Below are 11,946 nucleotides of genomic sequence, written 5' to 3' on the forward strand. Positions count from 1 at the left end.
CGATGAGTACCACCACTGAGCCCGCCGCCGTGGCCGAGTCCACGCCGGCGGGCGCCCAGAAGAGTGCCGGGCGGGGTCCGTGGCGGCTGGTCTGGGACCAGCTGTGGGCCAAGGGCCCGGCCCGGTTCGGACTGGTCACCGTCGGCGTGCTGGTCCTGGTCACCGCGTTGGCCGGACCGCTCAGCTCGCTCGGCGGCTGGACCCCCGAGGAGTTCGACAAACGCGCCATCGACCCGTACCTGGGCGGCCTGCCCCGGGGCGACTTCGGCGGCATCAGCGCCAGGCACTGGCTGGGCGTCGAGCCGATCACCGGCCGCGACCTGTTCGCCCGGGTGCTGCACGGAGGGCAGGTGTCCCTGCTGATCGCGTTCACCGCGACCGCCGTCGTCGTGATCGTCGGCACCCTGGCCGGCATCGCGGCGGGCTACTTCGGCGGGCGCGTCGACACGCTGCTGTCCCGGCTGATGGACCTCACGATGTCCTTCCCCTCGCTGATCTTCATGATCGCGATGATGTCGGTGGCCAAGGACGTCAACCGGATCCTGCTGATCACCCTGGTGATCGGCCTGTTCACCTGGCCCGGCATCGCCCGCGTGGTGCGCGGCCAGACCCTCTCGCTCAAGCACCGCGAGTACGTCGAGGCCGCCAAGGTCGGCGGGGCGCGCTCCTGGCGCATCCTCACCCGGGAGATCCTGCCGAACGTCTCCGGCCCGATCATCGCCTACACCACCCTGCTCATCCCCGGCATGATCGCCACCGAGGCCGCGCTCAGCTACCTCGGCGTGGGCGTCCGCCCGCCGACCGCGTCCTGGGGCCAGATGATCGCGGAGAGCATCGTGCACTACGAGACCGACCCGACCTACTTCCTGATCCCGACCGCCTTCCTGTTCCTCGCCGTGCTCGCGTTCACCCTGCTCGGGGACGCGCTGCGCGACATCCTCGACCCCCGGGGAGGCCGGTCGTGATCCTCTACCTCGGCCGCCGGCTGCTCGGCGTGGCGGGCATCCTGCTCGCCATCTGCGCCATCACCTTCACCATCTTCTACCTGCTGCCCAACGACCCGGCGGCGGCCGCCTGCGGCAAGACGTGCAGCCCCGAGCGGCTCGCCGACGTCAAGGCGGCGATGGGCCTGGACAAGCCGATCTGGGAACAGTTCCTCGCCTACCTCGGCGGCATCTTCGCCGGCCGCGACTACGGCTCCGGCCCCGGCGCGGTGCACTGCGGCTTCCCCTGCCTCGGCTACTCCTACGAGTACGGGCTGCCGGTGTGGGACCTGCTCGTCGACCGGCTGCCGGTCTCCATCTCGCTGGCCCTCGGCGCGGCCGTGCTCTGGCTGGTCCTCGGCCTCGGCGCGGGCGTCACCTCGGCGCTGCGCAAGGGCAGGCCGATCGACCGGACGTTGATGGTGCTCTCGGTCGGCACCGCCTCGCTGCCGGTCTACTTCACCTCGATCATGCTGATCTGGGGCGTTGTCAGGACGGCCGGCGTGCTGCCCTACCCCTCGTACCACAAGTTCGCCGAGAACCCCTTCGAGTGGGCCTCCAACCTGCTGCTGCCGTGGATCGCCCTGGCCCTGCTGTACGCGGCCATGTACGCCCGGCAGAGCCGCAACTCGATGATCGAGACGATGGCCGAGCCGTACATCCGCACCGCCCGGGCCAAGGGCCTGCCGCCGCGGACGGTCACGGTCAAGCACGGGCTGCGCGCCGGGATGACGCCGATCCTCACGATCTTCGGCATGGACCTCGGCGGCCTGCTGGCGGGCGCCGTCATCACCGAGTCCATCTTCGGCCTGCCCGGCGTCGGCCGGTTGTTCTACGACGGTCTGGGCCGCTCCGACCAGCCCGTCATCCTCGGCGTCACCCTGCTCGCGGCCTTCTTCATCGTCGCGGCGAACCTGCTGGTCGACCTGCTCTACGCGTTCGTCGACCCGAGAGTGAGGTACTGATGACTCTGTTGGAGGTCGACGACCTCAGGGTCTCCTTCGACACGCCCCGGGGCGTCGTCCGGGCGGTGGACGGCATCTCCTTCGCCGTCGAGGCCGGGCGGACCCTCGGCCTGGTCGGCGAGTCCGGCAGCGGCAAGTCCGTCACCTCGCTCGCCGTCATGGGCCTGCACCGCGGTGCCGCCGTCACCGGCTCGATCCGGCTCAACGGGACGGAGCTCAACGGGCTCGGCGAACGGGAGTTGGGTACCGTCCGGGGCCGCCGGATCGCGATGATCTTCCAGGACCCGCTGTCCAGCCTGCACCCCTTCTACACCGTCGGCGAGCAGATCGCCGAGCACTACCGGGTGCACTTCAAGGCCAACCGCAGGGCGGGCCGCGCGCGGGCGGTCGAGATGCTGGCCGAGGTCGGCATCCCGGAGCCGGCCCGGCGGGTCGACGAGTACCCGCACCAGTTCTCCGGCGGCATGCGCCAGCGCGTCATGATCGCCATGGCCCTCGCCTGCGAGCCCGAGCTGCTGATCGCCGACGAGCCCACCACGGCCCTCGACGTCACCGTCCAGGCGCAGATCCTCGACCTGATCGCCCGCATCCAGCAGGAGCGCGGCCTCGGCGTCGTCATGATCACCCACGACCTCGGCGTGGTCGCCCGGGTCGCCCACGAGGTGCTGGTCATGTACGGCGGCCGGGCCGCCGAACAGGCCCCGGTGGACCGGCTGTTCGCCACCCCCGGGCACCCGTACACCCGCGGCCTGCTGGACTCGCTGCCGCGCCTGGACGACACCGACGACGCCCCGCTGCGGGCCATCCCCGGCAGCCCGCCGTCGCTGATCACCCCCGCCCCCGGCTGCTCCTTCGCCCCGCGCTGCACCCGCACCGGCGCCGCCACCGCCGAGGAACACGCCCGCTGTCTGGCCGAACGCCCCGAGCTCGGCCCGCTCGCCCCCGGCCACCAGGCCGCCTGCCACCTGCCACTGGTGCCGGAAGGAGTCCGGTCATGACCGAAACTCTGCTGTCCGTACGGGACTTGGTGAAGACCTTCCCCGGCCGACGAAGCCGCACCGGCCGCCCCGGCGCCCCGATCCGGGCCGTCGACGGCGTCAGCTTCGACGTCGGCAAGGGCGAGACGCTCGGCCTGGTCGGCGAGTCCGGCTGCGGCAAGTCCACCACCGGGCGGATGATCGTCCGACTGCTCGACCCGACCTCGGGCACCGTCACCTTCGACGGCACCGAGATCGGCGGGCTCTCCCAGACCCGGCTGCGACCGCACCGGCGGCACCTGCAGATGGTCTTCCAGGACCCGTACTCCTCGCTCAACCCCCGGCAGACGGTGGCCCGGATCATCTCCGAGCCGCTGCTGCTCCAGGGGTCGGGCGCGGCCGACGCGCGCAGGCGGGCGGGCGAGCTGATGGAACTGGTCGGGCTGATCCCCGAGCAGATCGACCGCTACCCGCACGAGTTCTCCGGCGGCCAGGCGCAGCGCATCGGCATCGCCCGCTCGCTCGCCACCTCGCCGAAGCTGGTCATCGCCGACGAGCCGGTCTCCGCGCTCGACGTCTCCATCCAGGCCCAGGTGGTCAACCTGATGGAGCGGCTCCAGCAGGAGCTCGGCCTGGCGTACGTGTTCATCGCGCACGACCTCTCGGTGGTCAAGCGGGTCTGCGACCGGGTGGCGGTGATGTACCTCGGGCGGATCGTCGAGATCGGCGACAAGGCCGAGGTGTACGGCAGCCCGGCGCACCCGTACACCAGGGCGCTGCTGTCCGCCGTCCCGCTGCCCGACCCGGCGGCGGAGCGCGCGCGGGAGCGGATCGTGCTGCTCGGCGACCCGCCGAGCCCGGCGAACCCGCCGTCCGGCTGCTCCTTCCACCCGCGCTGCCCCAAGGCGCAGGAGGTCTGCCGCACGGACCGCCCGCTGCTGCGGATCGCCGGGCCGGGCGGCCGGGAGGCGGCCTGCCACTTCCCGGAGGCCTGATTCCCGGAGGCCTCCGGGGGCCGACCGAGTCCGGCTGAGGCCGGGCACACAGAGCCGCCGTACCGCCCAGTTGCCCCCACGCCGGGCGGTACGGCACCCAAGGGGCGAGGGACGCGATCCCTCGCCGCAGACGCCCGGTCGGGCGCGGCGGGGAACCTCACGAGGGCCGCGTCCGACCGGGTTCCACCGTGTTCACGGTCCGGCCGTTCTCACGGTCCGGCCGTTCGCACGGACTGATCGTTCTCGTGGGCCGGCCGTTCTCGTGGGCCGGCCGTCCTCACGATCCGGACGGCCCGCCCGCCTCGCCCGCCGTGCCCGGCAGCAGCCGGCGCGGGCCGGGCCCCTCGGCGGCCAGTTCGTCCCCGGGGTTGAGCACCCGGCAGCGGCGCAGCGACACGCAGCCGCAGCCGATGCAGCCGGTCAGTTCCTCCTCCAGCCGCTCCAACTCGGCGCGACGGGCGCGCAGTTGTTCGGCCCAGCGCCGCGAGATGCGGTCCCAGTCGTGCTTGCCCGGCATCCGGTCCTCGGGGAGCCCGGTGAACACCTCGGCCACCTCGGAGAGCGGGATGCCGAGCCGTTTGGCGACCAGGATGAGCGAGATCCGGCGCAGCACGTGCCGCCGGTAGCGGCGCTGGTTGCCCGGCGACCGCTCGGAGGAGATCAGCCCCTGGTCCTCGTAGAAGCGCACCGCCGAGGTGGCGATCCCGGCCCGCCGGGCCACCTCGCCGACGCTCAGCAGGTCGACCGGTGCGGTGTCCATGCCTGCTCCTCGACTCCTTGACTTCAAGTCCTGTTGAAGATCCAGCCTACCGGACGTGGCCGTACCATGCGCTGCGCGGAGCGTTACTACCCCTGCCGAGCAGGACAGTTACCGCTCGATTCGGCGCCGAACGGCCTCGTCGGAGGTCGGCGTGAACCGTTCTCCGGGTGCGGCGAGACCCACGAGCCGGCCCCGGGCCCCTTTTCGTCGGGGGCCCGGGGCCGTCGCCGCGGGTTCCTACGAGGCCGGGCCGACCCGGACGGTGGTGATCCGCCCGCCCTGGGACTCCCGGACGACCTCGATCCTGGTGTTGGTGTCCGGGACCTTCACCGCGAGCTGCGGGAGGGCCGGGTCGGTGTACGTGCCGGTGTGGTCGTTGAAGACCGGGACGGCCGGTTCGGACGGGATCCGCACCGCGACGCCGCCCTTGTGCAGGGTGAACGCCGTGGTCGGCTTGAGCGAGAACGGCGCGTCGTAGGTCTGCGCCCGCCCGTTGACCAGGGTGCCGTCGGCGAAGCGGACCGCGGCCGGGTGGGCGTCGATCGGCAGGATCAGGCCGCCGCCGGGGTGGTCCTTGGTGTTGTTGTCGCCGTACGCGGTGTCCCACAGCCAGAGCAGGACGCCCTCCTGGTACGGGTAGGTGTCGACGATGTCGGCCTTGCCCGCGACGCCGCTGTACCCGAAGTTGTACGGGCCGGTCTTCAGGAACGCGCCGTAGCCGGTGTAGCGGCGGTTCTCGGCGAGGTAGGCGCGCGGGTGCTGCTTGACGGCGGTGCGGCCGGTGATGACGGTGAAGCCGGTGGCGGTCCAGCCGTTGGCGCCGTTCTCGGCGCCGTCGGCGAAGAGCTCGGTGCCACCGGCGCTGATCTTGACGGCGTCGACGAGCACGCCCCGGCCGTGGGTGTTGCCGTCCGAGGTGGCGTGGAAGCGCAGCCGGACCTGCTGGCCGAGGTAGCCGTCCAGCGGGATGTGCAGCTTCCGGTAGGTGCCCGAACTTCCGCTTAGGCCTGGGGTGTTGGCACTGGTGTTGCCGATCGGCGCGCCGTCGACGGTGCCGCCCAGGGCCGTCCAGTGCTTGCCCTTGTCGGTGGAGGCCTCGACGGTGAGGAAGTCGTAGTCCTGCTCGGTGTCGTACCAGGCGGCGGCGTCCAGGGCGGCCGGGCCGGTGGCGGTGCGCAGGTCGACGTCCCGGCTGAGGGAGTTGTCGAGGTTGTCGCCGGTGTCGCTCCACCACTGCCTGGCGCCTTCGTACGGGTCGGCGAGGTCGGTGCTGGTGGTGCTGTCCGGCAGGTGGACGAGCAGTGCCTGGGCCTGGTCGGTGTTGTAGCCGCTCACCCCGAGGGCGTGGCTGGACCGGGTGGCGGCCTGCGCCTCGTCGTAGTCGAGCCAGCCGAACTGGAGCTTGCTCCAGGCGTCGAGGTCGCCGGGGTAGCCGCCGGTGGTGTTCGGCCCCTTGCCGAGGTAGGAGCCGGAGGACATCAGCGACCAGAAGTTGACGCTGTTGTCGCCGCCGTTGGTGCTGTACAGGTCGGGCAGGCCGAGGTTGTGGCCGTACTCGTGGGCGAACAGGCCGACGCCGCTGTTCTCGCCGGCCTGGACGTAGTCGTAGACGTAGAGGCCGGTGTCGCCGACCGGCGCGCCGCCGATCTTGTTGCCCTCCGGTCCGGTTTGGCCGGTCGCGTCGGGGAATGTCCAACTGCGGTGCGCCCACAGCGCGTCGGCCCCCTGGGCGCCGCCGCCCCAGGTCTCGTCGACGCCGGCGTGCACCACGATGACGTTGTCGAGGTAGCCGTCGGGCTGGTTGAACTCGCCGGTCCTGGTGTGGTCGTAGCGGTCGTAGACGTCGTACTGGGCGAGCCGCGCCTTGATGTCGGCCACGCTGCGGCCCTTGGCGATCTCGCCGTCGTACCAGGCCTTGACGGCGTCCCGGATGAACTCCTGCCCCTGGGTCCAGGCGCCGGAGCCCTGCGGGCCCTTGTTGCTGCCGTAGCGGGCCTCGTTGTACGGGACGGTGACCCAGTCGCTGACGGTGCCCTGGACGTCGTAGCGGCCGGAGGACTGGGTGCGGTAGTAGTTGCGCATCGACACGGCGCCGGGCGTGTCGTCGAAGAACATCTTCTGGTAGTAGTCGCGGCTGAAGTCCGGCTCCCACAGCGTGTGGTTGTCGCCCTTGCCCGGCTTGGGGATCTGGTCGTGGCGCGGGCCGGGGGTGCCGCCGTAGCGGGGCTGGCCGTTGTACTGGGTGGTGTTGTCGACCTCGTCGCCGAACTGGGCGAGGATCACGAAGACCTTGTCGGTGCGCTGGTGTGCCAGTTGGACGTAGTCGTTGCCGACCTTCACCTTGGCGGGGGCCCGCTTGCCGGCGGTCTTGGCGACGGCGCCCTGGTTGAGCTGTTCCAGGGCCTTGGTGCGGAGGGCCTGGCGCTCGCGCTCCTGGGGGGCGAGCGGCGCGGGCGGGGCTTCGGCGCCCTGCTCCGCCGGGGCGGCGGCGATCGTGGCGGGGGCGGTCGTGGCGGCGGGGGGAGCGGCCTGGGCGGGGGTGCCCAGCAGGGCGGCGGCTATCGCGCTCGTGGTGAGCGCGGCCGCGAGTGCGGCGGACAGTCTGCGCAACTGACCGGTCCTTTCCGGGGGATGGGGTCTCGGGCTTCCGGGTGGTCCGGGTGGTCCGGTGGTCCGGGCGGTCCGGGTGGGAGTAATCGTTCGGTGAAGCGCAGGTAATATTTCACATGTCACGGGTCACGTGGAAGAGGTGGAGGCAAGGCGAAGGGCGTCGCACCACCGGTGCGACGCCCCTGCCCGTGAATCCGGAGGCTCAGCCCAAAGACGCCCGCAGGAAGGCGAGTTCGGCCTGGGTGACCTGCTCGTTCACCCCGCCCGGGGTCATGTGGGTGACGCCCGGCAGTGGCAGCACGCTGTGCGGGCGGCCGGCCTTGGTGAGCGCCTCGGAGAGCAGCAGGGTGTGCGAGGGGTGGACGTTGTCGTCGGCCAGCCCGTGGATCAGCAGCAGCGGCCGGGTCAGCCCGGGCGCGTCGGTGACCAGGCAGTCGTCGGCGTAGCCCTCCGGGTTGTCCTGCGGCAGCGCGAGGTAGCGCTCGGTGTACGCGGTGTCGTAGTGCCGGAAGTCGGTGGGCGGGGCGCCCGCGCAGGCGGCGTGGAAGACGTCCGGGCGGCGCAGCACGGCGAGCGCCGCGAAGTACCCGCCGTAGGACCAGCCGCGCACGCCGACCCGGCCGAGGTCGAGGTCGGGGTGCTGCCCGGCGAGCGCCCGCAGCGCGTCCACCTGGTCGTCCAGCGCCACCTGGGAGAAGCGGCGGAAGATCGCCCGGGTGAACTCGGGCGAGACGAACGGGGTGCCGCGGTTGTCGGTGGTGACGACGGCGAAGCCCTGGTCGGCCCACCACTGGCGGAGCTGCCAGCGGCGCGGCTCGGCCGCCACGGCCTGGAAGCCGGGCCCGCCGTAGACGTCCAGCAGCACCGGCAGCCGGCGGCCGGGGGCGTGGTCGCGCGGGTACACCACGGCGGTGGGCAGGGCGAGTTCGGTGACCCGGGCGAGCCGGGGCCGCACCCGGTAGGGCAGGGCGGCGCTCAGGTCGGTGAGCGGCAGCGCGGGGCCGTCGGGCGAGGCGTCGAGCGAGCCGTCGCGCAGCAGGCGGCGCCGGATGCCGTCGGCGTCGGCGGTGGTGAGCAGCAGGGTGCGGCCGGCGGCGAGTGCGGAGTGCGCGCCGGGGCCGGTGGTGACGGGTTCGGGTGCGCCGCCGTCCGGGTCGACCAGGTGGACGTACTGGTCGGCCGGGTCGCCCTGGCCGGTCTCGCAGAGCAGCCGGCCGTCCAGGTGGCCGACCACCCGGCGGATCTGGAGCCCGGTGGTGTCCAGCGGCTTGCCGTCCAGGGCGAGGCCGCGGGCCTGCGGGGTGTCGTGGGCGGTGAGCAGCCGGCCGTCGGCCAGCCGGGCGGGGGTGCCGGGCAGGTCGTCGACCCAGAACTCGTCGGTGGTGCGGGAGAGTTCGCGGGTCTCGCCGGTGGCCGGGTCGGCGGTCAGCAGCAGGACGTGCTGCTGGAGCCGGTCGGCGACGGTGAGCAGCAGCTCCTGGTCGCAGGCCCAGGTGGCGGCGCAGAGGTACGGGAACGCGGCGGCGTCCCAGCGGAGCCGTACCCGGCTGCGGTCGAGGCCGAGCACCCAGAGCTGGACGTCCGCGTTGGGGCCGCCGGCCTGCGGGTAGGCGAAGTCCTCGGCGGGCTCGCCGGGGTGGGCGGGGTCGGCGAAGTAGCGCCGGGGGAGGGCGGATTCGTCCACCCGGGCGGCCAGCAGCGCGCCGCCGTCGGGGCGCCACCAGTGGCCGCGGGAGCGGCCGAGCTCCTCGGCGGCGGCGAACTCGGCGACGCCCCAGCGGGCGCCGTCGGCGGGGGAGAGCGGTTCGAGGTCGGGGGTGACGTACAGGGCGTCGTCGGCGACGTAGGCGACGCGTTCGCCGGCGCCGTCCGGCCTGGGGTCGAACGCGGGCCCGGCGACGGGCAGTTCGGTGCCGGTACCGGTGGCGGTGTCGATCCGGAACAGCCGGCCGTCGAGGACGAGGACGGCGGTCGCGAGGTCGGCGGTGGCCGCGTACGTGCCGATGCCGGCGGCGACCAGGCGGGTGCGCTCGCGCAGCCGTCGTTCGACGGCGGGCAGGTCGTCGCGGCGGCCGGTGCGCCCGGGGGCGAGGACGGCCGGGTCGGCGACGAGTCGTTCCTCGCCGGTGGCGGTGTCGAGCAGGTGGAGGCGGTCGACCGGATCCTCGGAACCGGTCGAGCGGAGCAGCAGCAGCCGGGTACCGTCCTCGGCGAGGGTGAACGCGCGCGGCGCACCGAAGGTGAACCGGCCGGTGCGGGCGCTGAGCGACAGGAAGGGGTCGGTGATGGTCACGGCCCGATCGTCGTCTCGGGGCGCGCCACCCGACCAGTACCCTGTCATGTGAAATGTCACACATCACAATGCGGAGGATGCCGTGATCGAGGACCTGTGGACCGCCGAACCCCCGGCACCGCTGCCCGCGGCCGACGGGCTGTTCGGCGTCTCACCGGACGCGGCGCACCTGAACCACGGTTCGTTCGGCGCGGTGCCCGTCCCCGTGCAGCGGGCACAGCAGCGGCTGCGCGCCGAACACGAGCTGGACCCGGACGGCTTCTTCGCCGACCTGCCGGCCCGGGTCGGCGCGGCGCGCACCAGGATCGCCGCCGACCTGGCCGTCGACCCGGACCGGCTCGCCCTGGTCTCCAACGTCACCGAGGCGGTCGCGATCGCCCTCGACACCATCCCGTTCGCGCCCGGCGACCGGATCCTGGTCACCGACCACGGCTACGGCGTGGTCACCCGGGCCGCCGAGCGCCGGGCCGCCGAGACCGGCGCCGAGGTGGTCGAGGTCGAACTGCCGCTGGACACCCCCGACGAGCAGGCCGTCCGGGAGGCGGTGCTCGCCGCCGTCGACGAGCGCGTCACCGTCGCGGTGCTCGACCAGATCACCTCGCCCACCGCCCGCCTGATCGCCGGCCCGGGCCTGCTCGCCGACCTGCGCGAACGCGGCGTGACCACCGTCGTGGACGGCGCCCACGCCCCCGGCATGCTGCCCGCCCCCGTCGACCCGAACGCCGACTTCTGGTTCGGCAACCTGCACAAGTGGGCCTTCGCCCCGCGCGGCACCGGCGTGCTCGCCGTCCGCCCGGAGTGGGTGGACCGGGTGCGCCCGCTCACCTTCTCCTGGGAGCACGACCGGGGCTTCCCGTGGAACGTCGAATGGCGCGGCACCTGCGACTACACGGGCTGGCTGGCCGCCCCGGCCGGGTTCGAGCTGCTGCGCGAACTCGGCCCCGAGGCGGTGGCCGCGCACAACGCCGCGCTCGCCGGGTACGGCCAGCGGGTGCTCGCCGAGCGGGCCGGCCTGTCGCCGCTGCCCGCGACGCCCGGGGTCTGGATGCGCTCCGTCCGGCTGCCGGCCGGGTGCGTCGAGGCGGAGCAGGACGTGAGACCGCTGCGGGACGAGGTGTGGCAGCGGCTCGGCACCCGGATCGCGATCCGCCCGTGGGCCGGCGGCGGGGTGCTGCGGGTCAGCGCGCAGCTGTACAACCGGCCGCGGGAGTACGAGCGGCTGGCGGACGGGCTGGCCGGCCTGCTGAAGGGCTGACCGGCGCGCGGGGGCAGGCCTGCGCGCGCGGTTGGTCCGGGCCGGTCCGCACGCGGCTACTCCGGGCCGGCCCGCTCGGAGCCGGTTCGGTCGGAGCCGGCCCGTTCGGCGTCGGCTCGTTCGGATCCGGCCCGCTCGGAGCTGGCCCGCAGCTCGGCGAGCAGCAGGTTCTGGTCGGCGAGCAGCCCGGTGAGGATCCGCCGGGCCGCCCGCAGCAGGTCGGCGACGTCGCCGCCGGCCAGCGCGTACACCACCGTGCTGCCCTCCCGGGTGGCGGTGACGATGCCGGACCGGCGCAGCACCGCGAGCTGCTGGGAGAGGCTGGAGGGTTCGACCTCCAGCTCGGCGAGCAGCCCGCGGACGGGCGTCGGTCCGGCCTGGAGCAGTTCCAGCACCCGGATCCGGACGGGATGGCCGAGCATCCGGAAGAACTCGGCCTTGGCCTGGTAGAGCGCTACCGCCACGAGTCCCCCCTTCCCTGGTGTCGGTCCGTTCAGATCTCCAGCGAGAGTTCGATCCGCTTGAGCTGGTGGCGGGCCATCGCGAGGTTGGAGCGGCCGCGGTTGAGCGCCAGGAAGAGGAAGAGGCCGCGTCCGGTGGGCGTCGTGATCGGTCGGACCATGTGGTACTGGTTGGTGAGGCTGATCAGGATGTCCTCGATCTCGTTGTCGTGCAGGTTGAGCATCTCCATCGCCCGCATCTTGGCGCGGACCACGTCGGTGTTCCCGGCGGCCGCGACGTTGAGGTCCAGTTCGCCGCCGTCGCCGAGGCTGCCGAGCGCCATGCCGCTGCCGTAGTCGACCAGGGCCACGCCGATCGCGCCGTCGATCCCCATGGCCTCTTTGAGGGACGTCTCCAGGTTCGCCATCGTCGGTGTCCTCCCGTGAGTTGGTGGCGGTCGCTCCGCCGTGCCAACGACGGTAGGGAGACCGGCGGCGGTCCACCGGGGATGACCGGAGACGTCCGAAGCTGGTCGGACTCCGATCACTTGAAGATGTTTGCAACTATGGATGTGAGAGGGAAGCGATCCCGGAATGATCCCGCGGCCGATCCCGCCGTGCGGAAGCCCCACGGACGCTGCACGGAAGCCGCAGGGAAAGCCGTACGG

The 11,946-nt window shown here is 72.9% G+C and carries 10 protein-coding genes; 5 read left to right on the forward strand and 5 right to left on the reverse strand.

Annotated elements, in window-relative coordinates; translation table 11 throughout:
- Positions 1–2: 2 nt before the first annotated feature.
- Genes ACIQVZ_RS08390 through ACIQVZ_RS08405 form a run of 4 tightly spaced genes read left to right on the forward strand, consistent with a single transcriptional unit; the run spans position 3 to position 3,920 of the window.
- On the forward strand, positions 3–965 hold the full coding sequence (locus tag ACIQVZ_RS08390; RefSeq protein WP_402448153.1) for an ABC transporter permease: 963 nt from the start codon (positions 3–5) through the stop codon (positions 963–965).
- Positions 962–1,948: an ABC transporter permease gene (locus tag ACIQVZ_RS08395; RefSeq protein WP_402448154.1), complete on the forward strand. Its 987-nt coding sequence runs from the start codon at positions 962–964 to the stop codon at positions 1,946–1,948. The genes ACIQVZ_RS08390 and ACIQVZ_RS08395 overlap by 4 nt, the downstream gene beginning before the upstream one ends.
- Positions 1,948–2,946: an ABC transporter ATP-binding protein gene (locus tag ACIQVZ_RS08400; protein WP_402448155.1), complete on the forward strand. Its 999-nt coding sequence runs from the start codon at positions 1,948–1,950 to the stop codon at positions 2,944–2,946. Before ACIQVZ_RS08395 ends, ACIQVZ_RS08400 begins: the two co-directional genes overlap by 1 nt.
- Complete coding sequence (locus ACIQVZ_RS08405) at positions 2,943–3,920, forward strand: ABC transporter ATP-binding protein (RefSeq protein WP_402448157.1); 978 nt, start codon at positions 2,943–2,945, stop codon at positions 3,918–3,920. Before ACIQVZ_RS08400 ends, ACIQVZ_RS08405 begins: the two co-directional genes overlap by 4 nt.
- A gap of 277 nt (positions 3,921–4,197) precedes the next feature.
- Here the strand turns inward: ACIQVZ_RS08405 and soxR are convergent, their stop codons facing one another.
- The 3 genes from soxR to ACIQVZ_RS08420 all read right to left on the reverse strand — a co-directional run bounded on the left by soxR (position 4,198) and on the right by ACIQVZ_RS08420 (position 9,583).
- Positions 4,198–4,680, reverse strand: coding sequence for a redox-sensitive transcriptional activator SoxR (gene soxR / locus ACIQVZ_RS08410; protein WP_350877957.1), 483 nt, complete (start codon positions 4,678–4,680; stop codon positions 4,198–4,200).
- Positions 4,681–4,917: 237 nt separating this feature from the next.
- Positions 4,918–7,290, reverse strand: coding sequence for an immune inhibitor A domain-containing protein (locus ACIQVZ_RS08415; protein WP_402448159.1), 2,373 nt, complete (start codon positions 7,288–7,290; stop codon positions 4,918–4,920).
- A 202-nt stretch (positions 7,291–7,492) separates the two neighbouring features.
- Positions 7,493–9,583, reverse strand: a complete 2,091-nt coding sequence (locus ACIQVZ_RS08420) for a prolyl oligopeptidase family serine peptidase (RefSeq protein WP_402448160.1) — start codon at positions 9,581–9,583, stop codon at positions 7,493–7,495.
- Between the two features lie 82 nt (positions 9,584–9,665).
- On the opposite strand from ACIQVZ_RS08420, the gene ACIQVZ_RS08425 reads away from it, so the two are divergent.
- The gene (locus tag ACIQVZ_RS08425; RefSeq protein ID WP_402448162.1) at positions 9,666–10,838 is read left to right on the forward strand and encodes an aminotransferase class V-fold PLP-dependent enzyme; all 1,173 of its coding nucleotides are present in this window, start codon (positions 9,666–9,668) and stop codon (positions 10,836–10,838) included.
- 56 nt (positions 10,839–10,894) lie between these two features.
- On the opposite strand, the gene ACIQVZ_RS08430 is transcribed toward ACIQVZ_RS08425, so the two are convergent.
- Both ACIQVZ_RS08430 and ACIQVZ_RS08435 read right to left on the reverse strand, forming a co-directional pair.
- Positions 10,895–11,302, reverse strand: a complete 408-nt coding sequence (locus ACIQVZ_RS08430) for an ArsR/SmtB family transcription factor (protein WP_402448163.1) — start codon at positions 11,300–11,302, stop codon at positions 10,895–10,897.
- A gap of 29 nt (positions 11,303–11,331) precedes the next feature.
- Entirely contained in the window at positions 11,332–11,706 is a 375-nt protein-coding gene (locus ACIQVZ_RS08435; RefSeq protein ID WP_350877952.1) for a hypothetical protein, read from the reverse strand.
- Between the last annotated feature and the right edge of the window lie 240 nt (positions 11,707–11,946).

It is taken from the genome of Kitasatospora sp. NPDC098663 (assembly GCF_044760075.1).
GTDB lineage: Bacteria > Actinomycetota > Actinomycetes > Streptomycetales > Streptomycetaceae > Kitasatospora.